Genomic DNA, 23,568 nt, shown 5'->3' with positions numbered 1-23,568 from the left:
ATAAGAGGTGCATGGAATGAAAAATGACTTTAATCAACTATTACAAATTCTTGAAGAGGGCGAACCTAAAAAAACTCCAAAACAAGCCCAAATTCTTAAAGCTGCTGTAGAAATTTTTGCTGAAAAAGGATACGCTTCTTCTTCGACAAGCGAAATAGCTGAGAAAGCCGGTGTAGCAGAAGGAACCATCTTCCGCCACTATAAAACTAAAAAAGAACTGCTCGTATCGATTGTTACTCCAGTGATGGTAAAATTCACACTACCGGTTTTTGCTTCTCACTTTGCAGAGCAAGTGTTTGAGCAGCGTCCGGAAAACTTTAAGGAACTGCTTTATAAAATCATAGAAAACCGGTTCGAATTCGTAAAAGAAAACCTTCCATTAGTACGCATCATGCTTCAGGAAATGGCCTTTCACCAGGATCTGCAGGAACAATTAAAACAGGTATTCATTGAGCACGTCTATACCCGCTTTGAACATTTAATTGAATACTATAAGCAGGAAGGCAAGATTATAGAATATCCCACTCCCACTGTCATCCGTATGGTCATGACATCCTTAATCGGTTTAATCGTGACACGCTTTATTGTTGCTCCGCAGCTTGACTGGGACGATGAGAAAGAAATGGAAAGAACCGTTCAATTTATAATGCATGGTCTCTCCACGAAATAAAGAAGTTGGAAAAGTGCAATATACCTACAAAAAAGCGAAGTGTTTTGACGGAGCGATGATAAAAAATTCCTTCATCGACTTATAAATAAATCCGAACTGATTTCAACAAAATCGTTCGGATTATTTTATATTTTATTCCGTGTTTTGTTATAAACCCTTCTTTATACAGATGCCTGGCTTTCAGCTTGCTGGGCTCTGACTAATTCGGAATAAAACCCTCCTTGTTCTAACAGTTCCTTATGATCCCCATGCTCTATAATCTCTCCATGCTGAAGCACTAATATTTGATCTGCTGCACGAATGGTATTGAGCCGGTGAGCAATAACAAAACTGGTTCTGCCTTTCATAAGCCTGGCAAGAGCATCGTTAATTTTTATTTCAGTAACAGTATCAATACTGCTAGTCGCTTCGTCTAGAATAAGTAAAGCCGGATCTGCAAGCATGGCCCGGGCAATGGAAAGCAGCTGTCTCTGCCCGTGACTTACTCCTCCTCCGTCAGAATCAAGAACTGTATCATATCCATTAGGAAGCTGTGTAATAAATTCATGAGCGTGAGCCGCTTTAGCTGCTTTCTCAACTTCTTCATCTGTTGCATGCAGGCGCCCATACCTCAAGTTTTCTCTAATTGTAGTATGGAACATGGTCGAATCCTGCAGGACAACGCCCATTTGACTCCTTAAACTATCCCTGGTAATCGTATTAATTTCTTTTCCATCGATGAGAATAGTCCCTTCATCAATTTCATAAAAGCGGGAAAGCAATGAAATAATTGTTGTCTTTCCAGCCCCTGTAGGCCCAACTAACGCAATAGTTTCTCCAGATGCTGCGTGAAAGTTAATGTCGGTTAACGTCTCTTCTTCATCCTCATACGAAAAATGGACGGAGCGAAATTTTATATCACCTTTAATTTCCTTTATATTTTCAGCGTTTCTTTCATCCTGCTTTTCTTCATTTTCGTCAATGATTTGAAAAACCCGCTCTGCTCCGGCTACAGCAGAGAGGATCATATTGTATTGGTTCGCCAGATCATTAAGCGGACGGGTAAACTGCCTGGAATAAGTTGTGAACGTCACGATAATTCCTATAGAAATGCTTTCATTTAATGCAAGCAATCCTCCGGCCCCTACAATGATCGCAAAGCTTATATTATTAAGCATGTTCATTAGTTTAGGAATAAATCCTGAATAGGTTTGAGCCCAGTAGCCAGATTTTTTTAAGGCTTCATTCTTTCGTTCAAAATCTTTAATCACCCGTTCTTCCCGTGAAAACATAGAAATAATCGTTTGCCCTGAAAACATTTCCTCTACATACCCATTCACATCTCCTAAATGTTTCTGCTGCTCTTTAAAATACTTACCAGTCCGCTTTGTAATCCATTTCATTCCGAAATACATTACAGGAACGATCGTAATAGTCAATAATGTAAGGAGCGGACTGAGCCAAAACATAATCACAAGCGTACCGAGAATCGTGAGGACACTTGTTACAAATTGAACGACTGCCGTATTCAAAGTCCTGCTTACATTTTCCATGTCATTCGTCAGACGGCTCATTAGTTCTCCCTGCTGGCGCTTTTGGAAGAATAATATAGGGAGCCGCTGCAAATGGGAAAACAAATGACGACGCATTTTATAAACCGTATTTTGAGAAATAGTGATCATCCAATAATTTTGAAGCCAGAGAAATAGAGAATGAAACACATATACACCAAATAAAAGGCTCAGCATCATCCATAATGTTCCTGCATTCCGTTCAGCAATCACTTTATCCACGGCTGCACCCAGTAAATAAGGTCCTAAAAGAGATAACGCAGAGCTTAGCACAATTATGGCTAGAACAAGGTTAAACTTACCTTTCTCCTCATACATGTAACTCCAAATTCGTTTCAACGTTGACTTCATGTTCTCAACTTTAGGCGGGGCTGTCCCAATCCCATGGTGATGACGTTGAATGACCGGTCGATTGCTTGATTTACTGTCAGCCATTACATCACTTCCTCTTGCTGAGATTGATAAACCTGTCGGTAATAGGGACTTGAAGAAAGCAGATAGTGATGATCTCCCTTTGCAAGTAAACTCCCCTTTTGTATAACTAAAATCTGGTCCGCGGCTCGCAGTGAGCTGATCTTTTGGGCAACCATAAAAATGGTACAATTCCGCTGTTTTAACGTCTGTAATAGTCTTGCCTCCGTATGAGCATCCAGGGCACTCGTACTATCATCAAGGATTAAAATCTTAGGATCTCGAACAAGCGCTCTGGCAATGGAGAGACGCTGCTTCTGCCCTCCTGAAAAAGTTACACCTTTCTGTCCAAGAATTGTTTCATAGCCATTTGGCAAAGAAGTAATAAAAGAATGAATCTCCGCCTGTTTAGCTGCTTCAATAATTTCCTGTTCATCGGCGTGTTCTTTTCCCCAGGCAATATTTTCTTTCACACTTCCGGAAAATAGATGAATGTCTTGAGGAACAAGACTGATTTGCCGGCGCAGGCTTTTAATGTTAATACGTTCGATGTCTATCTCATCAAATAGAATGGAGCCTTTGTTTTTCTCTACCAGGCGAGGCAGCAAGTGAAGAAGAGACGTTTTGCCAGACCCTGTCTCTCCTAATATGCCTACAGTTTCTCCTGCCTTTACTCTAAACGATATATCTTTTAAGACCTCCGAATGTTCGCGATAGAACGCTACATTTTCAAAGGTAACATTTCCTGAAACATTCAGGTCTCTGCCTGCTTCAGCTGCAAGAAATGACGGAGTCTGTTCCTCCAACACTTCGCTGATGCGATTGGCAGAGGCGTTTCCGCGGGAAAATACCATTATTAAAAAAGAAAATATAGAAAAAGTAAACATAATCCGTGTCGCATAATTAATAACAGCAACTACTTCACCCGCTTGAGCTCCCCCCATATTAAGCTGGACAGCTCCTGTAAAAAGGAGGACAAGAATAACAATATTCATTCCCAGCATAATGACGGGCATAGCTACTTCCATCAGCCATAAGGCTCGTTTATTTTTTACCGTCAGTGAGGTATTTACCTCCTGAAAGCGTTCCTCTTCATAATCCCCTCTATTAAAACCTTTTATTAAACGTATACCAGACAGGTTCTCACGAATGACCGTGTTCACCCCATCAAGACGGGACTGAACTCCTTTAAAAAGCTTGACCCCTTTCAGCAGAATCCAAAATAGAAACCCACCTAGAACAGGAACGGCTGCTACAAGGATGAGTGCTAATGTCACATTGACAGTGAAAGCCATAACTAAAGCAAACACAATAAATAATGGAGCTCGCAACGCAATTCTCATCAGCATGAGAACTAAGTTTTGAATCTGGATCACATCGTTTGTCATTCTAGTGACTAAATTCGGTGTAGAATACGATTGGAAGTTCTCATTTGTAAAAGCTTGTACTTTCTTAAATAAGTCCCGGCGCAGGTCAAAGCCTACACCCTGGCTTACGTTAGCTGCAAAAAAGGAGTTCGTTATACCAGCGGTAAAAGCCAGCAAAGACAGCCCGATCAGCACTCCTCCCCATATAGATACAACCGTGTAATTCTCTTTGATAATTCCTTCATCAATTATATGAGCCATCAGCAAAGGCTGTACAAGTTCCACCGCCAGTTCAATTAACATTAACAACAGAGCAATAATGGCTGACGATTTGTATGCTAAGGCATATGAAAAAATTTTTTTCATAAAATGTCCTCCACTGTTTCTTTGAGAGTTCCTAATAATTATACAGGATTTCTTGCCGGGGTAGAACTGATTGGAATTTCTATGGACAGGACCTTGTTTTTTGTAGAATTTCTTCTTGTCGGCGTTTATCTTTTCACAGCCCACCATTGCAGAATCTTTAACCGGGATATCGTCTTCAAAATAGAGCTTAGGTATTATTACATTAATATTTTACGGTAACAAAATTGTAACTACTTGTAGAGATTTGTAAAACCGCATAAAATATTATGGTACAAAAGTATCGTTGATGGAAGGTGATAATTTGAAAGATAACATTAAGCCCATCTTCCCTGTTACTGATGAATTTCTGGAATTAGTGGACTTACTGAACAAAATATCAGATTCCTCTAATGATCAAGTCATTCCCCATACCATGACCGTTCTTAATAGAGTTTATGCTCAAGGGATAATGGAAGGGTATCAGAAAGCGATGAAAAAACAAACGGATGAAGCAAGACGGGGTGACACTGATGAAGGATGGGAAGAGTGAAACAGGAATTGATATTACTCTGGAAGTCTTGTGCGGAAAGTGGAAGGGTGTAATTTTATGGGAATTAATCCATCACAATCAACTTCGCTTTAACGAGTTAAGACGGGCGATTGACGGGAATATTTCGTCTCGAATCCTTTCGCGGGAATTACGTAAACTGATTGATGAAGGGCTGGTAGAACGCATTGATTTTGGTACCGTCTCCCCTCGAGTGGAATACCGGCTGACACCCTACGGGCAATCTACATACTCATTCTTAGAATCGATGAATAAGTGGGGGCTGGTTCACAAAAAAATGAGAACACGCAAGCCAGATCCCTCTATCCACGAAGAAATATTGCAATCCCATAAAAAAGCGGACTAAGTAACAACACTAGTCCGCTTTTCCAGCTTAATGCTCATCGGCAGGAAACGAAATCCCCATTTGTTTTCTGGCTTCTTCCAATAGGTGAGCCGCCAGTTGACTGTTTTCTAAAGAATTGTTGCATACTGACCGGCGGCGGTCTTCTATTTGTTTCGTAAACTCTTCAATTTCATAATACATCGGCGGGTACTGATCTGGAATATCCAGGCTTTCGACTTCTCCGTTATTATATTGAATATACACATCTTTAGGCTCAGAAATATTAGGAATAACGATGACTCCCTCTTCCCCCTGTATTTCTGAGGCAGCATAGGAATGACTGATTTTCGAATGCATAATTACTGCTTCCATATCTTTATAATGAGCAATTAAGCTTCCTTCTCCATCTACCCCCGATTCTAAAGCTACTCCATTGGCCTTTATGCTTTCAGGCTGGCCAAACAGCACGACCATCGGATAAATTCCATACACCCCTAAGTCCATTAAAGACCCATTTGAGAACTTCGGATTAAATGCATTCAAAATTGTTCCTTCCCTGTAGGCGTCATAACGGGAGGAATACTTACAGAAATTGCCTGTATAACGGCGGATTTTACCGATTTTATGAAGGTTTGATTGAATCGACAAAAAGGATGGCATCAAGGTGGATTTAACAGCTTCCATAAGGACTACATTATGATCTGCTGCCGTTTGAACCATTCTATTAACTTCTGCTTCGTTTGAAGCCATTGGTTTTTCACAAAGTACATGTTTCCCATGCTTCATCGCCAATAAAGCATGTTCCTCATGAAATGAGTTTGGGCTTGCCACATAGACTGCATCCACTTCATCGCTTTTCACCATATCTTCTACAGAGGTAAAAATGAGCGGGGCTTTCCAGGATCGGGCGAACTCCTTTGCTCGTTCCTCTGTCCGGGAATAGACGGCCTGCAGCTTAAAACCACTTAAATGCTGCCCCGCCTCAATCATCAGCTCAGTAATAAAATTAGTACCAATTATTCCAAATCGAATCATATGTAAATTCCCCTTATTTAATCAAAGTTACCCTCATTATAACAAGTTCTTAAGGGAAAACATAAAAGAAGCAAAGACATGGTTCCTTTGTCTGCCTATCCTTACTTCTTTAGTTTTTTTAATCCTAAATTCGCAAGTACGATTTGGCCTTCAGCTGTTGGGTGAACATCATCCTTTAAAATGTATTCAGGATGACCTTTAAATGCCTTATAAGCATTTACAAGCCTCACTTCTGTAAAATGGCTGAGCAGTTTAATCAATGAACTATATTGAGTATTAATATACTGAAGAGGCCGATCCAGCGATTTTCCTTCTTCTGGATAGGGGTTATAAATGTTATATACAAGAATTTTACCATCAGTTAATTGATCAAGCTCCATTATAATAGAATAAACATTAAATAAAAGATTGCGTACAACGATGGCCGCTTCATCCATATCAATTCCTTTAACACCTTTATGTTTCTTTAGTAAATTTAAAAGATCGTTTCCTCCAATGTACAGGACTATATAATCGGATTCCCGAATCGTATCCCTGAATATGTCGTTATGCTTTACCGCTTTTAACAGCTCTTCTGAAGTAAGCCCGGGGATCCCTAAATTCGTAACTTCAAGTCCAGCCTGTTCCCCGATTGTATATGGAAAAGCTTTTTCTGAAGGGTCGTGATTATCTTTGCTTAAGTTGTAACCATAAGGGATCGAATCACCAATGGCAGTGAGCTGTCGGGAATCCGCTTGAGTAAAATACGGCTGAATGTTTTGTAGAAAAAAAACAAAGCAGAACACGAGCAGGATCTTTTTCATGAAGATCACCTCCTGGATAATAAATGGTTGTTATTAGCATTCCAGACTCTTTAGGAAAACAATCGATGTTAATTCTTCCAAATGAAAAAGACGCGAAGGATCGCGTCTTTTGATTAATTTCCAATAAACATCTGGGTCCAGTGATGACCATTTTCTTCATAACCTACGCCAATTTCCGTCATGTTTTCATTCATAATGTTTTTACGGTGTCCTGAACTATTCAGCCACCCGTCCACTACTTCTTCAGGTGTCTGCTGTCCAGCAGCAATATTCTCTGCAGCTGTATTATAGTCAACGTTAAACTCTTGCAACATGTCAAAAGGACTGCCATAAGTTGGAGAAGTGTGGGAAAAATAATCATTTTCGGCCATGTCTTCAGATTTCTCCTGAGCTACTTCAGATACTTCCTCACTTAGCTCAAGCGGCTCTAATCCCTGCTCTTCCCGTGCTTCATTTGTCAACTGTACAACTTGTTCGTGGATATCCCCTGTAACCTGCTGTTGCTCCTGGTCACCAGATCTTTCTTGCTGTTCCCTTTTTTGATCTCCTTCTCGTTCCTCTCCACCGTGAGGATACGGTCCGTCGTTATTATACTGTTGTCGATTTTCCTCTGTATTCCGATCGTACGGATAAAAAGGGGTTTTGTTATCAAACGGGAAATTCTCATCAAAACGATTTAAATCATTCATACGTCTATCTTCGCCTTCAGCACCCGGTCCATAGGTAACTTGATTATATTCTGATGCGGCATTATCCGCCGGGTCATCATTATTAGCACCACATGCCGTAAGAGCTGACGCACATAATATCATGCATGATGTGTAAATTATTTTTCTCATCATGTTTTGCCTCCTTAAGGAATCTTTCCTCCCCTTTAATTTGTGCATGAGGAGAGAAAATATCCTTTGAAAGCAAAGGAAAAAGCCACTAAAATATAGTGGCTTTTCCTGTATAATTCTTATAATAATTTTTCTTGAAGCCTAAAGGAAACCACCTTTGCTTCGGTCATGGACTCAATTGCAAATTGAATTCCCTCACGTCCGATACCTGAACCCTTTGTACCTCCAAACGGCATCGCATCAATTCGATAATCACTGCTGTCATTGATCATGATACCGCCCACATTCATGTGTTTTATGGCATAAAAGGCTTGATTAATATTACTTGTGAAAATACCGGCCTGCAGACCGTAGTTTACATCGTTTGCCTTCTCTACAGCTTCATACAGCGAATCCACAGGATAAATTAAAACAACAGGACCGAAGATCTCTTCCTTTGCAATGGTGGCATCTTCCGGGACATTCGATAAAATAGTCGGCGTATAGTAAGCACCCTTACGTTTTCCACCGAATTCAACTACTGCTCCTTTACCTACAGCTTCATTTACCCAGTTTTCTACTCGAAGTGCTTCCTTTTCACTAATTAAAGGACCCATATCGGTTAATTCATCCATTTTGTCGCCTACATTAAGCTCTGAGGTTCGATTAACAAACGTATCGAGAAAAGTGTCATATATGCTTTTTTGCACATAAACTCTTTGAACCCCAATACAATTCTGACCAACAGCTGAGAAAGCTCCGGACACCGTAGACTGTACAGCATCATGCAAGTCAGCGTCCTCAAGGACAATTACAGGAGAATTAGATCCAAGCTCCATGCTTAGCTTTTTTGTTCCTGCTTTTTGAGTAATTTTTTCACCTGCTTCCGGTCCTCCGGTAAAGGAAATCATCTGCACCGCAGGATGCTGCACAAGTGTATTACCAATCTCACGTCCAGACCCAGTTACGACTGAGAGAAATCCCTCCGGCAGTCCCGCTTTCACAAAAGCATCAGCTAATTTTAATGCACTAAGCGGAGTTACTGTCGCCGGTTTAAGCACAATGGCATTGCCGGAAGCAATCGCTGGACCAATTTTATGAGCTACCATATTCAAGGGGTCATTAAAAGGCGTAATGGCTCCTACTACACCGATCGGAAAACGATAATAATATCCAACGCGGTTCTCACTGCCTTCATTCTGGTCGAAGTTAATTGTTTCTCCGTTAATTCTGCGTGCTTCTTCCGCACTGATCTGAATCGTTTGAGCGGCACGCTTTACTTCCCCACGGGCTTCATTTATGGTCTTACTCCCTTCACTTGCAATAACCTTAGCAAAATCTTCTGCATGCTCCATCATATAGTTGGAAACCTTTGTTAAGATTGCAATCCGCTCGTGAGTCGGCCATACCGTAGTGGTCTGGTACGCTCTCTCCGCCGCTTCAACCGCTTCCAACATTTGATCCTTCGAAGCTAATGGGACAGTAGCAATCGGCTCATTGTTTTGAGGGTTCACAACTTCCACAGACTTCTTTCCCTCTACCCATTTCCCGCCGATAAGCATTTTCATCGCTTTCACCTTCGTATGCATAGTAATCACCACCCATTAAATTTTGGCCAGCTTTTTCTCCTTCTGGTAATGAATTAAGTCAATTAACAACGAAAACCCCGTTTCCTTCAGTCCTGCTCCTGCGCCCGTTAACATAATCGGACCGGATAAGTCACATTCATATACAATCGCGTTAGTTGCCCCTGTTACACTTGCCAGCGGATCGCTGTTTTCAATGCATTCCGGCATCACAGAAGCCTTCACCTTTCCTTTTTCATTTTTTATTCGAGCAAGCAGCTTCCACCTTTTTCCTTCTTTTAAAGCAGATTGTACGTCATCTAAAGTGACACCGCTTATCCCTTTACACTCCACTTCTTTATGGGAGATCGGGTTATTCATTATATAATTGGAAAGGATGGCTGCTTTGTACCGCGCATCGTACCCTTCTACGTCACTTGTCGGGTCGGCCTCTGCATACCCTAGTTTTTGTGCTTTTTCTAATGACTCTTCATATGACTGACCTTTTTCCATTTCGGTCAAAATATAATTCGTCGTTCCATTCAATATTCCACGTACTTCTGTAATTTGGTTGCCTGCTAACGTTTCTATCGGCATACGCAATGCCGGCGTTCCGCTCATCACAGTGCCTTCAAATCCGAAAAAGGCATTATTTTTTCTGGACAGTTCTTCCAGTTCACGATAAGCAAGTGCCACAGGCCCTTTGTTCGTAGTCACTACGCTTTTCCCGTGCTCAAAGGCTTTGCGGCAGTGAGTAATAGCCGGTTCCCCTGTATTCACATCTGTAAATGTTACTTCAACAATAACGTCAGCATTTGTATTAGTGATCGTCTCGATACTGTCTAACCCGGTAGTAGCGTGAGGAGCTTTTCCATAAGCTTCTACGGATCCCTTCTCCCGTACAGCGGACAGCAGTTCATCGATATCCAAACCTTCCGGGTGATAAATCGACCCTTTCATTACGTCTGAGACTGCTACGATCTTTGCGTCTAACCCATAGGATGATACTAAGCTGTTTTTTCGATCCCTTATGATTTCCGCCAGGGCCTGCCCAACGCCTCCAAACCCGATAAATGCAATATTTGTTGTCATTGTCCTCCTCCTCACCTTTTTAACAAATGTTCTACAAAACCGACTAAAATTGCTGTACCATCAACCAGGGCGGATTCATCAATGTCAAACTGTGGATGATGCAGGCCGCGTTCTTCTTCCAGTCTACATCCGAGAAAAAACATGGCTGCCGGAATTTTTTCCGTTATATAGCTGAAGTCTTCACTTCCCATTCCAAAAGGTTTCTTAACAATATGAAAACCCTCTGCTGCTTTCTCAATAATTTCATTGATATAAGGATGGTTGATCAGTGCCGGTTCCCCTTCATTTATCCTTAATTCATAGGATCCGCCTAAAGCACTTGCAAGAGAAGCTGCATTTTCAAGCTCATCTATCAGCGTCAAACGTACGTTTTTTTCATAAGAGCGAATGGTTCCTTTAACCATCACTTCATCAGGAATAATATTGTGAGCTTTCCCGCCGTGTATCTGCCCTAGACTGATTGTTCCCACTTGTAAAGGATCTATTTTACGTCCATTCATGCTGTAGAGGGCCTGAAGAACCTGCGCCGAAAGCCATAAGGGATCAATTGTATCCTGAGGATAACCTCCATGTCCTCCTCGCCCTTTAATGGCAAGATCAAATTCGTCATTGTTTGCCATACTGGGACCGTCATGCAGTTGAATCGTCCCTCTTGGCTGCCAGGGGCACATATGCAAAGCCACTGCACGATCAATATCATCCAGGAAACCCGATTGGAGCATTTTCACAGCTCCAGACTCGCCATTTTCATCACAAGCCTCTTCTGCCGGCTGAAAAATCAGCTTAATCGTGCCCTTTAAATGTTTTCTGTTTTCACTTAATATTTTGGCCGCCCCAAGCAATATCGCTGTATGGGCGTCATGGCCACAAGCATGCATGACGCCGGGATTCCTCGATGCATATTCACAGGCCGACTGCTCTTGAATCGGTAAAGCGTCCATATCCGCCCGTAGTCCGATAACCGGACCGTCCCCATTGGACAGGGAGGCTATCACTCCATAACCTCCCACGTTAGATTGAATGTGGAACCCGTCAAAGCTTTGCAAAACCTCTATAACTTTTTCACTCGTCCGTTTCTCATTAAAGCTTAATTCCGGATGTTTATGAAAATCGCGTCTCCATTTGACCAGCTCCGGGTAAACAGCTTCGGCTTTTTTCCTATGGTTTAAGACGTTCCGCTGCTTCATCAACCTCACCTCAGTTTAGCTCTGAACCGCTAAATCCTTTGGAAGTGCCTGAAACGCCTGCTCTAAATCTTGTTTTAAATCTTCAATATCTTCAATGCCGGCTGAGTAGCGAATCAGCCCTTCAGGAATACCCATCGCTGCTCGCTCTGCAGGAGTGCATTCTACATGACTCGTGGTCCTTGCTGGTCCGACAATTGTTTCTACACTTCCAAGGTTAGCTGCACGGTTTGCGTATTTTAAGCTTGGAAGCAGGTGACGAACCGTATCAACGCCTCCTTTGACGGAGAAACTAAGCATACCGCCAAATCCTCTCATTTGCTCCTTCGCAATTTCATGACCTGTGTGTTCTGCCAAACCTGGATAAAACACATCTTCTACTACGTCGAACTGCTTTAAGAATTCAGCAATTTGCTGAGCATTTTGGTTCTGTTTTTCAATCCGCAGCTTTAAAGTTTTCATCCCTCTTAATAAAAGGTAAGCCGCCATCGGATCTAATGTGGCTCCATTGATTTCACGGTAATGATAAATCTTCTCTACAAGCTCTTTACTGCCGCATACTGCTCCTCCTAAAGCATCGGCATGCCCTCCGAGAAATTTAGTTGCACTGTGAATCACCAAATCAACACCGAGATCAATTGGATTCTGGTTAACAGGTGTAGCAAACGTATTATCTACGACGACTGTTGCTCCGACCGCTTTACCAGCTTTGGCCATTCTCTTAATATCAGTTATTTTTACAGTTGGATTGGTTGGGCTCTCTAAATAGAGGACCTTGCAGCCTTTCTCTATTTCTGATTCAATCGCATCATGATCACCAGTATCACAAAGCATGACATCTATATTCAACTGAGGAAGAAACTCTGTGAAAATTTTATTCGTTCCGCCATAAGTGTCTTTAATCGAAACAATCCTGTCGCCGGGATGAAGCAGCGTACCAAGAGTATTGCTGATCGCCGCCATTCCAGTAGAAAAGCTGGTTGCTGCTTCTGCGCCTTCAAGGATCCGGATTTTCTCTTCAAAAGCTTCTACGGTCGGATTCGTGTTACGGCCGTAAATGTGGCCCTTTTTATTGCCAATCGCAACTTCATACCAGTCATCCATATCGTCATATCCAAAAGAAACACTATGAACAACCGGTACCTGCGTAGCTCCAAATGCTAATTGATCTTTTTCTCCAGCCCAAATTGATTTTGTTCCAAATTTAGCTTCTTTCATGATTCTCATCCTCCCTGTTCACCAATAATTGATATACATACCGGGCGATCGCTGTATCTTGTGCCCCCGTTCCGGTTAAATCACAAATCGTTACTTGATCATTACTTATTCTGCCGTCTTTACTCCCGCTTGTAATCTGGCCAAGCTCAACTGCTGAGTTTATTACCTTCTGATTTGAACAAGCCCTTAATTCACCTAGACGCTCAGATTGACTAACCACATCACATACAAACAGATCTGCTGTTTCCAGGACCTCTGGACTAAGCTCCTGCTTATGCTCTGCGTCAGAACCCATCGCAGTTATATGCAATCCCTTATGGAGCCATTCCGAATGAATAATCGGCTCGTCAGCAGGTGTAGTGGTAACGACAATATCACTGTTTTCAACCACTTCTCTTACCGTTGTCATGACTTTCACAGCAATACCAAGTTTCGTTTCCATTTCTCTCTTGTACAGCTCTGCTTTCTCTTCATTGCGCCCAAACACATATACTTGTTCAATGGCACGTACCGTAGTCAGCGCTTCGAGCTGATATCTGGCTTGAGAACCTGTACCAATTATCCCTGCTGTCCTGCTGTCTTCTCTGCTTAAAGAACGGGCAGCTACGGCTCCTGCAGCAGCTGTCCTTAAGTCAGTCAACAGCCCGTTATCAGCAAAGACAGCCAGAGGCTCCCCGGTTTCGGCACTTAACAGAATCATCATTCCGTTTGCACTGGGAAGACCTCGTTTAGGGTTATCAAAGAATCCGGAAGACAACTTAACCGCAAAGCTGTCTAATCCTTCAATATAAGCAGACTTAATATCTACTTCGCCGTTATTCGCCGGGACATCGATTCGCATAATCGGCGGCATTGTCACTTGTTTTGTTGTTAAATCGGTAAAAGCCCCTTCTACTTTATCGATTAAAGTAGTATCCAGTCGTATCACCCGTTCAATTCGATCCCGTTCATATAAACGAATCGTTCCCACCCCCTTAACTAATTTGGTCGCTGCTGTTTATCAATATAGAGGACTCACGCTTGACTATAAGTTCCTGCGGGTATGTCGTAAATCGTTCGCAGCCTGTTTCCGTGACTCTAAATGTTTCGCTGATCTCAATACCGTCATAGTCAAACCATAAAGCCGGAATCAAATGAAACGTCATATTTGGCTCAAGTACGGTAGGGTCCCCTTTTCTAATACTCGCTGTATGCTCTCCCCAGTCAGGCGGATAGTTCAGACCTACTGAGTATCCAAGCCGGGATTCTTTCTCAAATCCATGCTTTTTAATACTCTTCGACCAAACCGCTTCAAGATCACTGCACGTTACCCCTGGCTTTGCAGCTTCTAATACATTTTGGATCCCTTCTAACACCACTGGGGCCAGCAGCTCCAGTTTCTGATTAGGCTCCCCGATTGAAACCGTTCGAGCAAGGGGCACGTGGTAACGCTTATAACAACCGGCTAATTCAACAATTACCGGGCTGCCATCTACAAAGGGACGATCAGACCAGGTAAGATGCGGAATGGAAGTATGATCTCCTGTCGGCAGCAATGGAACGATCGCTGGATATTCACCACCATGGTCTGGAGTACCTTTAACAAGCTGGTAGTAAATTTCAGCAGCGGTATCACATTCTCTCCGGCCTGCACATATGCTTTCAACACCTTTCGTCATTGCTAAGTCAGCAATAGACGCGGCACGCTTCATATATTCAATTTCCTGATCGGATTTTACAATTCGGACGCGATTGACGAGCAGGGAGGCATCCTTAAACTGAGCGTTCGGCATCCCTTTCTTTAATCGCTCAAGGGCCATACCTGTAAAATAGTAATGGTCCATCTCAACACCAATGCTTCGATTGCCCTGCCCGACCTGAGTTAAAATTTCAGCAATGAAATCCATAGGATGGTAAATGTCTGAGTGCACGTAATAATCCGGGTAAGCAATCACATTTTCTTCATAAATCCACGTAGTCGCGCGAGCGCCATTTGCATCCTGATGACGCCCGATCCAGATTGGCTGCGGCTCATCAATAACAATGACAAGCATTTGATGAACATAAAAGGACCACGCATCATAGCCTGACAAATAATTCATATTTGCCGGATCCGTTATCAGAAGCACATCAATTCCTTTCTCAGCCATGCGCTCTTTTGTCCCCTTAAGTCGTTGATGATATTCTAGAATATCAAATGGAAGCACCATAACTATCCCTCCCCCTATTATCTGAATATTTGGATTACTATACTTTTATTGTATTCATTACTATTTTGTTATGTAATGTAAAAATTGTATGAAATTTTATTAGTTGTTTTTATACATAAATTCACTCTGGCAATCATGCTTTGAGGATACTGATCAGACCAATAAAAAAAACACGTTTCCCCATTAGAAGAGAAACGCGTTTTTTAGTCTTTACCAAACATAAATGTTCGGTGGTGGTAAGAAACTGAAAAAGCAAGCCCGATGGCTATTAAGAATGCAAGCAGGGAACTACCGCCATAACTGATATAAGGGAGCGGGATCCCCGTAATCGGCAGTAACTGAATGGACATGCCTATGTTTTGAAACACATGAAAAGCAACCATGCTTATGAGTCCAACCATCATGTACGTACTGAATCTATTATTAGCTCTAGTCGCAATTGTAGTTAATCGGTAAATAAACATAAAAAAGGCCAGCAAAACAACACAGCTGCCGAAAAACCCATACTCCTCGCCAATAATACTGAAGATAAAATCTGTGTGAGCTTCCGGTAAATAAAGCTCTCGTTCTCCCAGCCCTTTACCAAACATTTGGCCGGAACCTATAGAACGCATCGCTCTAATTAACTGGAAACCCTCCGATGACCCGTATTGCTGGGGATTTAACCAGGCATAGATCCGTCCTAATTGATACTGTTTAACACCTAAGTATTGGTCAAGCAGTTGAGGAAAGGAAAGAGCCAGCCAGATCACTCCTACACCGCCTCCCGCAACTAAGCCGAATAAAGGAATAATAATCTTCCAAGTAATCCCGGAGATCAGTATCATCCCTGACATAATTGCTATAAACACTAGTGCTGTCCCCAGGTCAGGCTGCTGCATAATCAGGCCTAAAGGCAGGGCTGTTAAACCGACAATCTTCCCAAGTAAAATAAAGTCACTTTTGATGGTGACTGCTCGTACCTTTTCATGGTGATTCGATACCACATTGGCTAATATAAGAATCGTAAATACCTTCATAAATTCAGAAGGCTGAATCGACCCAAAACCAGGTAAAATAAACCAGCTTTTTTGTCCTTTGACAATAGGAGCAATCGAAGAAGGTGCGATGACCAGCCCGATTAAAATCAGAAGACCGGCGATGTAAAGAGGCCAGCTTATCTTCTTGTAAAAGTCAGGTTCAAAATAAAGCATAATTCCAATGATGACCCCGCCAGCTCCGAACCAGACAAGCTGTTTCAGCATGAAATTTTCACTATATTGAGGACTTTGCTGTGCACTGTATAACGCGACACAGCTTATCGTAATAAATAAACAAAGAATGAAACAAAGCTTCCAATCAAAACGTTCTTCAAAGTTCAATTGAACCCTTTTCCCCCTTTCTCAGGGTATGATAAAAACTCGCCGAAACCTATTTAATCATATCTCACTCTTAAAGAGAAGATTGAACTCGAAAACACTACATAATCTTCACATCCCTAAAATAACAGTTTACCATAAAACCCTATTCTAAAGGTACTTTACTTCTTCTTGATAGTAAGTATAAAAGCGACGTGTTACACTTAAAGTAATAAAATTCCATTTATGGTTAGACAGTGTAATGAAAAAATGTTTAACCCGTTTTTAACGAGAAGAAAGGATAGTTCGTGCAAGGAGGATTATTATGAAGTTTGCTGCAATTTTTTTCGGTTTGCTGTTAACAGGCTTATTCGGTGGACAATTTCTCATTCGTCTGTTGAACGAAGGGAACTTTTACTACGTCGAATTTATAATTGGAACTCTGGGAATCATTCTTCTCATATCTGGTTTTTTCAGAAGGAAAGAAAACAGGTCAGGAAATAGAGGAGAATGGCTGACTAAATACATGATTTTTATTGTTAGTTTTGGGATAATATATGCAATCCTCGAAGTGGCTTCAGGCTATCTTATAACAATGAATTACGTACCTGAATTCCCTGTTGCTGCATCTGCGCAAATGACAGAGGCTGAATTTGGCCATGTCTCAAAAAGCTCCTTTCTTATCAGTGGAGCTGCTGCTACGATCGCTTATTTTCTTTCAGCTATGAAAGCAAGACGGAAGGAGACCCCCTATGAACCAACCTAAGGTTAATGGAATGAACCTGGATTCAGAATCCCGCTGTGAGCATTACCACAGTGAAGTAGATGTTGTTGCCATCAAATTCTATTGCTGCCATAAATATTACGCCTGCTACTACTGTCATCAAGAATTAACTGATCATTCGCCTGCTAAGTGGCCCAAAGACCAGCAGGATGAATATGGAATCATGTGCGGTCATTGTAAGAATGAACTTCCCATCAGCCAATACATGAATACCAGCGAGTGTCCCCATTGTTCTCACAGGTTCAATGAGAGGTGCAGCAATCACTTCCCCCTCTATTTTGAGATGTAAAAAAGTCCCACCGGATCCGGCGGGACTTTCATTTACAATTTTCTTACCGCCTCTTTTACATCAACAGCAGCTGTAACCGCAGTAATGACCGACACACCATCAGCTCCGGCTTTTATTACTTCACGCGCATTGTTCACCGTAATCCCCCCGATACCGACCAGCGGTATTTCTGGATGGATATGCTTCACTTTTTCAATCCACTCCACACCAACAGCTTCCTTCGCATCTACCTTAGTAGAAGTGGCAAAGACCGGGCCCGCACCCAAGTAATCAACGGCTTCAATTGAACTTCGCCGCAGTTCAACCTCATTTGATATAGACAACCCAATCACTTTTTTTGGAAAAAGGGTACGCAGTTCCTGCACATCGACATCATCCTGACCGACATGAATGCCATCAGCATCAAGAGGCTCCACCAAACCGCTGTCATCGTTAACAATAAACAACACATTATGCTTCCGGCAAAGACTGCGGAGCTTCCTGCCAAGAGCAAGCTTCTCTTCTCCTTCCAGAGCACCAGGCCCCTTTTCCCGATATTGAAAGGCCGTAATTCCTCCTTCGATCGCTTCCTTGAGGATCCTTTCGGGATTACGATCGCAATTCTGACTTCCCATAATTAAATATTTCCTTAATTGCTTGCTTAACTCCAAGCTCAGCCCTCCTCAAGCTTCGTTAGATCCATCGCAAGAGCATCGATGAAGCGGACGGCAAACGTCCCCGGTCCATTTACGTTTGTATGACGAGCGGCCTTTTCAGCTGCGAGGCCGTAGAATCTAACAGCAGCATACGCCTGATCCAAACGGCTGCCTGAAGTTGATAAACAAGCAGTCAGAATAGATCCTAACAAACAACCCGATCCTGTTACTTTTGCCAGCCATTCATGGCCTGCTTCATTCGTTACAACTTCTTCCCCATCACTAATTACATCAACTGCTCCAGTTACTATTGCTATTGTGTTAAACGAAGAAGCTACCTTTTTGGCAATCATCTGAGGATCCCCTTCACCCACTGAATCAACACCTTTTGTTTCAAGATTGATTCCAACGAGGTGAGCCATCTCTCCAGCATTTCCTTTAATAGCAGCCGGGTGAACCTCATTGATAATACGGTTAAATGCTTCCGTTCGATATGAAGTTGCCGCTACGCCTACAGGATCAATGACAACTGGTATGTCTTTTTCATTTGCCGCTTTACCTGCAATTATCATCGCCCGCAGATGAGGTTCCGTTAAAGTGCCGATATTAATAAGTACCCCATTTGATAATTGAGCGATATCAGCAGCATCTTCTTCTGCCATTGCCATTATCGGTGAACCTCCAAAAGCCAGCAAACCGTTCGCACTAAAGTTCATGACAACTTGATTTGTTAAATTGTGAATCAACGGCTTTTTTTCCCGTACTTCATTTACGAGCTTGACTGTCATTACTCTTCCTCCTTCACACGTCCCGCAAAATGATTTGTCGGTCCGCTTCCTTTGCCTAGATCAAACGAATATTGAATAGCTTTAGTGACAAACTGTTTAGCGTGACTAACGGCTTGTTCCAACGCTACTCCCTGGCTTAATAAAGCGGTAATTGCTGCTGCATACGTACACCCTGTCCCGTGTGTATTTTTCGTATTGATTCGTCTGCTTCTGAATTCGTGAATGGAAGACCCGTCAAATAAGAAGTCTACGGCATCTCCTTCCATGTGTCCGCCTTTTATAAGAGCCGCCCCTGCACCAAATCGAGTGCATATTTGTTCAGCTGCCTGTTTCATATCTTCGATGCTTTCCACTTGAGCATCGAGCAGAAATTCAGCTTCGGGTATATTTGGAGTCACAATAGCTGTTAATGGAAGAAGATGATCCCGTAAATAGCTGCGTGACTCTTCTTCAATTAAGGGATCTCCACTCGTCGCTACCATTACTGGGTCCATAACGTAGGGAGCTGATATTTCAGGTATCCACTCAGCAATGACTTTCATCATCTCCATATTGGCAATCATTCCTGTTTTAAAGGCATGCACAGGCATATCGGAAGACACAGCCTCCAATTGGCTTTTAATAAACTCAACTGGAAGATGGTGAACATCTTTAACCCCGGTGGTATTTTGAGAAACGACTGACGTAACCACACTCATCCCATAACTCTTTAATTCCTGGAATGTTTTTAAATCTGCCTGGATGCCGGCACCTCCACTTGGGTCCGTTCCAGCAATCGTTAAAGCTGTAGAAACCTTACTCATTTTGTGGTCACTCCTTCCTCATGAGGCCAGCTTTCACAAGTGTATGCCATTTCCCAAAACTTCAGCTCAAGCTGGCAGCTCTTGCGGAAAGCCTCCTTCATTCGTTTGCGCTCGGCTTCTGATGCCTGGTCGGCCAACTCGTCCAAGCGAGTACGCATGGCCTCTGAGAGCGTTTCAAAATCCTCATTAGCGTAAAATTCGATCCAAGGGTAGAAAGTATCCCTAGGGGTTGGCTGATACTTTTTCATTAAATGTCTGCCAATTTCAAGGTAGGTCCATGGGCAGGGAAGCATAACAGCTAAAAGTTCCCCGAGCCCTCCAGACTGGGCATGGTACATCATATGTTTCACATAATGATCAGCCGTCGGAGGAAGGGGGTAGCCGTGTAGTTCATCATAGCCTGCCCCAATGACGTCACAGAAGTTCTGGTGAGGGTGGGCCTCGCTGTTCATCGTAAAAGAGATTTGTTCGTTAAAGTACTTGATGTCTTTTCGGTCGTTCGATTTAGAAATGCCGATTCCATAAATGTGCATAAAGGCATTTAAATACTCATAATCTGCTTTGACGTAGTGGGCAATAGAATCATGAGGGACGTCCCCTTTACCTATTCCATCTACAAACGGGTGGTTAAAGATTGCATTGAATATATCATTGTTTTCCCTTCTTAGTTCTTCTGTAAAACTCATACGTTTGTCCTCCTTTATTTTTATATTATTGGTAGTTCAATGGGGTGGTTTGTTTCAAGTGGGACAATCTCGATACCAGAAGCCATCCAAGCAAGGATCCGCTTATGCTGCTGACGAGAAATGAGGGTAAAAAAGCAAAAGCTCCCGCACTACTCCCCATGAGCAGATTGGCAAAGGGTACAGAGAATAAAGCGCCAATCAGTCCCGATCCAATCATTTCACCCGAAGCGGCAGCACCGTTCCTTTTTGTCCATTTGTATAAATATCCGGCAAATAGAGCACCGATCATGCCGCCTGGAAAGGCAAGCAGCGTTCCTAAGCCTAATAAATTTCTAAGCAAGCCGATGGTAAAGGCAATCGCTACCGCGGGCACAGGTCCCAAAGTAATGGCTGACAAAACATTCACAGCGTGCTGAACAGGGTAAGCTTTCGCGACTCCTGCCGGGAACCACAACAATTGAGATCCCAGTGTTCCTATCGCCACAAATACGGCCATGGTTGTAAGCAGTCTAGTTCGATTCTTCATTGGTTTCCTCCCTTCTTTTAATATGAGGGCTTAGACATAAGAAAAGTCAGGCCCTCTAAGAGGACCTGACTAGTATAGGTAGAGTAATAGACATCGTGTCTGACTACTTCCCTCCGCTGGTGCTAACCAGATCAGGTATATAAGAGTCGGAAAGAGTTCACGCTTTCCTCTCAGCCCATTCGGGCCCCCCTAGTAGTAACTATGAATATTCGCTTGGATGGATATATCATAACAAAGGTTCTTGTATTTGTCATTGTGGAAGGTGTAGTATTTGAAATGAATCTACCATTTTTTAACGAGGGAGATATAAAGAATGAAAAAATGGATGCTTCTCTTTTTAATGTTATTAGCGGCCTGTGGGACAACGAACGTAGAAGAAGAGGAAGGTTCCAACGGCAATGCGGCACCGGATAATGAAGAAGACAACTCCACCTTTTCAGGGTATGTAATGGACCAGAATGAAACGAGCATTTTAGTCGTTGACCGTATAGAACCCGATGGAGGAGAACCAATTTGGGTTTCTGGCGTAAAAGAAGATATGTGGCTCGGAAAAAAAGTTGAAGTTACGATTGACGGTCCGGTGGCTGAATCCACCCCCATGCAGGGTGAAGCAGGGGAAGTCACTGTGTTAGATCCAGAACGGCCTGAAGGAGCGGATTTAACAGAGGCTCAGGCACTAGCAAGTGCTTTAAGTGAAGTAGAGCGGGGCAATGCACTGGCAATCGAATCTTTAAACTTTGATGAAAATGAGAATCAGTGGGTCGTAAAGCTGAGATCTACAGTAACAGAAAGCGGATCTGAAAAGGTCATTGTACCCGATGAAAAATTTGAAGAACAATAGTTAAGGAGAGCTCCTTTGAGTCGAGCTCTCCTTCTTTATTCGTCTACTTTCTTTAACATCCAGAGACGTACACTCAATTCCATTAAAAACATATCATCCGCATTCAATAGTGAAAGGCCTGTCAGCTGCTCAATATTACGCAATCTGTGGAGTAAGGATTGACGGTGTAAATTTAAAGCCCGGGCTGTCTGGCTTACATTACTATTGTATTTGTTGTAGACAATAAATGTGTGAATTAAGTCGGTTTGTCGTTTTTGGTCATACTCAATCAGCTTTTGTAACGTACTTCGTACAATCTGTTCAATTTCTTTCTCGTGTGAAAGGGCCATTAATAAACGGTTCATCCGCGTATCACTAAAAAAAGTACGCTCTCCGGCTTCATGCTGCTGCCTCCCTATATTGAAGGCTGTAACCGCTTCGTTGTAGCTTTTATGAAACGTATAAACCCCATCTTTATGCATTGATATTCCCCAGGAAATATTAATCCCGGCCAGCAATTCATTCAGGCGTCGTTCTACTAAATCCAGGAATTGGTTCGCTGTTTCCATATAAGGTCGATTATCAGCTTCAAGGAAAACAATTACTTCGCCATCTTCAAAAGTTGCCATCGTTCTCCTTTTTAATACATCACCGGCATGGGCTACTTCTTTCTGAATATAGTAATTTCGACTATGCATGGAGGAAGACATGACAGCCTGGTCCGGGGTTCCGATAAGATCATCGACTTTTTTCTTAAAGCGAATTTCTCCAACAAGACAAATATACGGTTTAGTAAGATCATATCCGAGCAAATGGGCCTTCGACTGAAGTTGTTTATCCATTTCCATATCTGTCTTGGCCAAATCGAGGAGAAAGTTATCTTTCAACCTTATTTCTGTCATTTCAATGGCATTCTCTTTAACAAAATATAGGGCACAAGCTGTGAGAGCGTGTTCTAAAATGTTCAAGTTCGACCAGGTGAGTTCTGTATCAGAAGCTGGTTTAAATAGTAAATACCCTTGTTTCTTATAATTCGATAATATCGTTAATTGGTAACAATCATCCTCTCCAATCAGATACTTCTCAATATAGTGATATAAAGGGTGGTCTTTAAAAGGAGTTTCTTGAGACAGAATAAGCTGGTAGTCTCCTTGTACTTCTCCGTTTAAGACTTGGATCATACGCTGATCAAAATAGTAATTGGCACGGACGAGCTTGTTATGATCACTAATGGCTACGGGAATGACAGTATTCTCATAAACAATTTTCATAATTTCCTGGAGGCCTTTCCCATTTAAGACACAGTTAATTAATTCCTGCCTGATTTCTTCAGTTCGCTGCTGTTCTACGTGTTTTTGCCGGCTTATTTCCTGAAGAACATCATGCAGCACATCACCAAATCTGACTTCCCACGGGATTTCCATCAGTACAAAATCATGGTTTGCGGCTTTCTTCAGGATCCGGTCGGGAATTTTATAAATATGCCGGCCAGTCGCGAATGCGAGAACCGAGGCACCGGAGTCTATGACGTCCTGCACGTAATTCTCTAACGCTACGGGGTCTTCACTACAGCCAATACCTGTACTTAATACAAATTCATTCTTCCTGACGAAATTTTCTACAGGTGTTTCAATTACGGAAATCCACTCAATCTCCCTGCTGCTCACAAATGCTTCCCCAGTAAGCACTCGTGCTGGTTCAAGTACAGGGATTTGCAAAACATCCTTTACAGGTATTCCCATTTTCCCACCCCATTCATT

General features: G+C 42.4%; 24 protein-coding genes and 1 riboswitch. Of the genes, 6 read left to right on the top strand and 18 right to left on the bottom strand.

Translation table 11 applies throughout. The features are described from left to right. The first annotated feature begins 16 nt into the window (after positions 1–16). Positions 17–670, top strand: a complete 654-nt coding sequence (locus tag C1A12_RS01980) for a TetR/AcrR family transcriptional regulator (protein WP_101842172.1) — start codon at positions 17–19, stop codon at positions 668–670. Positions 671–831: 161 nt separating this feature from the next. Here C1A12_RS01980 and C1A12_RS01975 read toward each other — a convergent pair whose 3' ends face one another. Both C1A12_RS01975 and C1A12_RS01970 read right to left on the bottom strand, forming a co-directional pair. After that, positions 832–2,655 carry an ABC transporter ATP-binding protein gene (locus tag C1A12_RS01975; RefSeq protein ID WP_101842171.1) on the bottom strand — a complete coding sequence of 608 codons (1,824 nt, stop codon included), beginning with the start codon at positions 2,653–2,655 and terminating at the stop codon, positions 832–834. Then, positions 2,655–4,364 carry an ABC transporter ATP-binding protein gene (locus C1A12_RS01970; RefSeq protein ID WP_101842170.1) on the bottom strand — a complete coding sequence of 570 codons (1,710 nt, stop codon included), beginning with the start codon at positions 4,362–4,364 and terminating at the stop codon, positions 2,655–2,657. The genes C1A12_RS01975 and C1A12_RS01970 overlap by 1 nt, the downstream gene beginning before the upstream one ends. Positions 4,365–4,665: 301 nt before the next feature. Between C1A12_RS01970 and C1A12_RS01965 the strand changes: the two genes are divergently transcribed. Further along, a complete protein-coding gene (locus tag C1A12_RS01965; protein ID WP_235001507.1) occupies positions 4,666–4,893 on the top strand; it encodes a hypothetical protein in 228 nt (75 codons plus the stop codon). Beyond that, a complete protein-coding gene (locus C1A12_RS01960) occupies positions 4,874–5,257 on the top strand; it encodes a helix-turn-helix domain-containing protein (RefSeq protein WP_101842168.1) in 384 nt (127 codons plus the stop codon). Before C1A12_RS01965 ends, C1A12_RS01960 begins: the two co-directional genes overlap by 20 nt. Positions 5,258–5,284: 27 nt before the next feature. Here the strand turns inward: C1A12_RS01960 and C1A12_RS01955 are convergent, their stop codons facing one another. From C1A12_RS01955 to C1A12_RS01910, 10 genes are all read right to left on the bottom strand, one after another. Then, on the bottom strand, positions 5,285–6,271 hold the full coding sequence (locus tag C1A12_RS01955) for a Gfo/Idh/MocA family protein (RefSeq protein WP_101842167.1): 987 nt from the start codon (positions 6,269–6,271) through the stop codon (positions 5,285–5,287). 101 nt (positions 6,272–6,372) lie between these two features. Next, positions 6,373–7,074 (bottom strand): SGNH/GDSL hydrolase family protein, encoded by a 702-nt coding sequence (locus C1A12_RS01950; RefSeq protein WP_101842166.1) that lies wholly within the window; start codon positions 7,072–7,074, stop codon positions 6,373–6,375. Between the two features lie 113 nt (positions 7,075–7,187). After that, complete coding sequence (locus C1A12_RS01945; RefSeq protein WP_235001506.1) at positions 7,188–7,916, bottom strand: CAP domain-containing protein; 729 nt, start codon at positions 7,914–7,916, stop codon at positions 7,188–7,190. Between the two features lie 116 nt (positions 7,917–8,032). Beyond that, positions 8,033–9,481, bottom strand: coding sequence for an aldehyde dehydrogenase family protein (locus tag C1A12_RS01940; protein WP_101842165.1), 1,449 nt, complete (start codon positions 9,479–9,481; stop codon positions 8,033–8,035). A gap of 15 nt (positions 9,482–9,496) precedes the next feature. Next, on the bottom strand, positions 9,497–10,549 hold the full coding sequence (locus C1A12_RS01935; RefSeq protein ID WP_101842164.1) for a homoserine dehydrogenase: 1,053 nt from the start codon (positions 10,547–10,549) through the stop codon (positions 9,497–9,499). An 11-nt stretch (positions 10,550–10,560) separates the two neighbouring features. Beyond that, positions 10,561–11,736 carry a M20 family metallopeptidase gene (locus C1A12_RS01930; RefSeq protein WP_101842163.1) on the bottom strand — a complete coding sequence of 392 codons (1,176 nt, stop codon included), beginning with the start codon at positions 11,734–11,736 and terminating at the stop codon, positions 10,561–10,563. Positions 11,737–11,751: 15 nt separating this feature from the next. After that, positions 11,752–12,951: a cystathionine gamma-synthase family protein gene (locus C1A12_RS01925; RefSeq protein WP_101842162.1), complete on the bottom strand. Its 1,200-nt coding sequence runs from the start codon at positions 12,949–12,951 to the stop codon at positions 11,752–11,754. Then, positions 12,938–13,921 carry a cyclodeaminase gene (locus C1A12_RS01920; RefSeq protein ID WP_101842161.1) on the bottom strand — a complete coding sequence of 328 codons (984 nt, stop codon included), beginning with the start codon at positions 13,919–13,921 and terminating at the stop codon, positions 12,938–12,940. Before C1A12_RS01920 ends, C1A12_RS01925 begins: the two co-directional genes overlap by 14 nt. Positions 13,922–13,925: 4 nt before the next feature. After that, entirely contained in the window at positions 13,926–15,140 is a 1,215-nt protein-coding gene (locus tag C1A12_RS01915; protein WP_101842160.1) for a M24 family metallopeptidase, read from the bottom strand. Between the two features lie 203 nt (positions 15,141–15,343). After that, positions 15,344–16,501 (bottom strand): FtsW/RodA/SpoVE family cell cycle protein, encoded by a 1,158-nt coding sequence (locus C1A12_RS01910; protein ID WP_101842159.1) that lies wholly within the window; start codon positions 16,499–16,501, stop codon positions 15,344–15,346. Positions 16,502–16,802: 301 nt separating this feature from the next. Between C1A12_RS01910 and C1A12_RS01905 the strand changes: the two genes are divergently transcribed. Next, a complete protein-coding gene (locus C1A12_RS01905; RefSeq protein ID WP_101842158.1) occupies positions 16,803–17,243 on the top strand; it encodes a hypothetical protein in 441 nt (146 codons plus the stop codon). Continuing rightward, the gene (locus tag C1A12_RS01900) at positions 17,230–17,550 is read left to right on the top strand and encodes a CHY zinc finger protein (RefSeq protein ID WP_101842157.1); all 321 of its coding nucleotides are present in this window, start codon (positions 17,230–17,232) and stop codon (positions 17,548–17,550) included. The genes C1A12_RS01905 and C1A12_RS01900 overlap by 14 nt, the downstream gene beginning before the upstream one ends. A gap of 32 nt (positions 17,551–17,582) precedes the next feature. Here the strand turns inward: C1A12_RS01900 and thiE are convergent, their stop codons facing one another. The 5 genes from thiE to thiW are packed head-to-tail and all read right to left on the bottom strand — an operon-like array spanning position 17,583 to position 20,988. Beyond that, on the bottom strand, positions 17,583–18,200 hold the full coding sequence (gene thiE, locus C1A12_RS01895; RefSeq protein WP_200816535.1) for a thiamine phosphate synthase: 618 nt from the start codon (positions 18,198–18,200) through the stop codon (positions 17,583–17,585). A gap of 2 nt (positions 18,201–18,202) precedes the next feature. Further along, positions 18,203–18,973, bottom strand: a complete 771-nt coding sequence (gene thiM / locus C1A12_RS01890) for a hydroxyethylthiazole kinase (RefSeq protein ID WP_101842155.1) — start codon at positions 18,971–18,973, stop codon at positions 18,203–18,205. Then, entirely contained in the window at positions 18,973–19,776 is an 804-nt protein-coding gene (gene thiD, locus C1A12_RS01885; protein ID WP_101842154.1) for a bifunctional hydroxymethylpyrimidine kinase/phosphomethylpyrimidine kinase, read from the bottom strand. The genes thiM and thiD overlap by 1 nt, the downstream gene beginning before the upstream one ends. After that, positions 19,773–20,462 carry a thiaminase II gene (tenA, locus tag C1A12_RS01880; RefSeq protein ID WP_101842153.1) on the bottom strand — a complete coding sequence of 230 codons (690 nt, stop codon included), beginning with the start codon at positions 20,460–20,462 and terminating at the stop codon, positions 19,773–19,775. The genes thiD and tenA overlap by 4 nt, the downstream gene beginning before the upstream one ends. A gap of 25 nt (positions 20,463–20,487) precedes the next feature. Continuing rightward, positions 20,488–20,988, bottom strand: coding sequence for an energy coupling factor transporter S component ThiW (thiW, locus tag C1A12_RS01875; protein WP_101842152.1), 501 nt, complete (start codon positions 20,986–20,988; stop codon positions 20,488–20,490). A gap of 91 nt (positions 20,989–21,079) precedes the next feature. After that, positions 21,080–21,189: riboswitch (TPP riboswitch) on the bottom strand. Between the two features lie 112 nt (positions 21,190–21,301). Between thiW and C1A12_RS01870 the strand changes: the two genes are divergently transcribed. Next, positions 21,302–21,829, top strand: a complete 528-nt coding sequence (locus tag C1A12_RS01870; protein ID WP_101842151.1) for a DUF3221 domain-containing protein — start codon at positions 21,302–21,304, stop codon at positions 21,827–21,829. A 35-nt stretch (positions 21,830–21,864) separates the two neighbouring features. Here the strand turns inward: C1A12_RS01870 and C1A12_RS01865 are convergent, their stop codons facing one another. After that, entirely contained in the window at positions 21,865–23,550 is a 1,686-nt protein-coding gene (locus C1A12_RS01865; RefSeq protein ID WP_101842150.1) for a PucR family transcriptional regulator, read from the bottom strand. Positions 23,551–23,568 lie beyond the last annotated feature (18 nt).

The sequence above is a fragment of the Halobacillus sp. Marseille-P3879 genome (assembly GCF_900240285.1).
GTDB lineage: Bacteria > Bacillota > Bacilli > Bacillales > Halobacillaceae > Halobacillus_A.
This window is presented reverse-complemented; position numbering and strand designations above follow the sequence as displayed.

What these genes read in the sequence shown, in the direction of transcription:
- C1A12_RS01980 (WP_101842172.1), top strand. Translation starts at nt 17, where the DNA reads ATGAAAAATGACTTTAATCAACTATTACAAATTCTTGAAGAGGGCGAA.
- C1A12_RS01975 (WP_101842171.1), bottom strand. Translation starts at nt 2,655, where the DNA reads ATGGCTGACAGTAAATCAAGCAATCGACCGGTCATTCAACGTCATCAC.
- C1A12_RS01970 (WP_101842170.1), bottom strand. Translation starts at nt 4,364, where the DNA reads ATGAAAAAAATTTTTTCATATGCCTTAGCATACAAATCGTCAGCCATT.
- C1A12_RS01960 (WP_101842168.1), top strand. Translation starts at nt 4,874, where the DNA reads ATGAAGGATGGGAAGAGTGAAACAGGAATTGATATTACTCTGGAAGTC.
- C1A12_RS01955 (WP_101842167.1), bottom strand. Translation starts at nt 6,271, where the DNA reads ATGATTCGATTTGGAATAATTGGTACTAATTTTATTACTGAGCTGATG.
- C1A12_RS01950 (WP_101842166.1), bottom strand. Translation starts at nt 7,074, where the DNA reads ATGAAAAAGATCCTGCTCGTGTTCTGCTTTGTTTTTTTTCTACAAAAC.
- C1A12_RS01945 (WP_235001506.1), bottom strand. Translation starts at nt 7,916, where the DNA reads ATGATGAGAAAAATAATTTACACATCATGCATGATATTATGTGCGTCA.
- C1A12_RS01940 (WP_101842165.1), bottom strand. Translation starts at nt 9,481, where the DNA reads ATGCATACGAAGGTGAAAGCGATGAAAATGCTTATCGGCGGGAAATGG.
- C1A12_RS01935 (WP_101842164.1), bottom strand. Translation starts at nt 10,549, where the DNA reads ATGACAACAAATATTGCATTTATCGGGTTTGGAGGCGTTGGGCAGGCC.
- C1A12_RS01930 (WP_101842163.1), bottom strand. Translation starts at nt 11,736, where the DNA reads ATGAAGCAGCGGAACGTCTTAAACCATAGGAAAAAAGCCGAAGCTGTT.
- C1A12_RS01925 (WP_101842162.1), bottom strand. Translation starts at nt 12,951, where the DNA reads ATGAAAGAAGCTAAATTTGGAACAAAATCAATTTGGGCTGGAGAAAAA.
- C1A12_RS01915 (WP_101842160.1), bottom strand. Translation starts at nt 15,140, where the DNA reads ATGGTGCTTCCATTTGATATTCTAGAATATCATCAACGACTTAAGGGG.
- C1A12_RS01905 (WP_101842158.1), top strand. Translation starts at nt 16,803, where the DNA reads ATGAAGTTTGCTGCAATTTTTTTCGGTTTGCTGTTAACAGGCTTATTC.
- C1A12_RS01900 (WP_101842157.1), top strand. Translation starts at nt 17,230, where the DNA reads ATGAACCAACCTAAGGTTAATGGAATGAACCTGGATTCAGAATCCCGC.
- thiM (WP_101842155.1), bottom strand. Translation starts at nt 18,973, where the DNA reads ATGACAGTCAAGCTCGTAAATGAAGTACGGGAAAAAAAGCCGTTGATT.
- thiD (WP_101842154.1), bottom strand. Translation starts at nt 19,776, where the DNA reads ATGAGTAAGGTTTCTACAGCTTTAACGATTGCTGGAACGGACCCAAGT.
- tenA (WP_101842153.1), bottom strand. Translation starts at nt 20,462, where the DNA reads ATGAGTTTTACAGAAGAACTAAGAAGGGAAAACAATGATATATTCAAT.
- thiW (WP_101842152.1), bottom strand. Translation starts at nt 20,988, where the DNA reads ATGAAGAATCGAACTAGACTGCTTACAACCATGGCCGTATTTGTGGCG.
- C1A12_RS01870 (WP_101842151.1), top strand. Translation starts at nt 21,302, where the DNA reads ATGAAAAAATGGATGCTTCTCTTTTTAATGTTATTAGCGGCCTGTGGG.
- C1A12_RS01865 (WP_101842150.1), bottom strand. Translation starts at nt 23,550, where the DNA reads ATGGGAATACCTGTAAAGGATGTTTTGCAAATCCCTGTACTTGAACCA.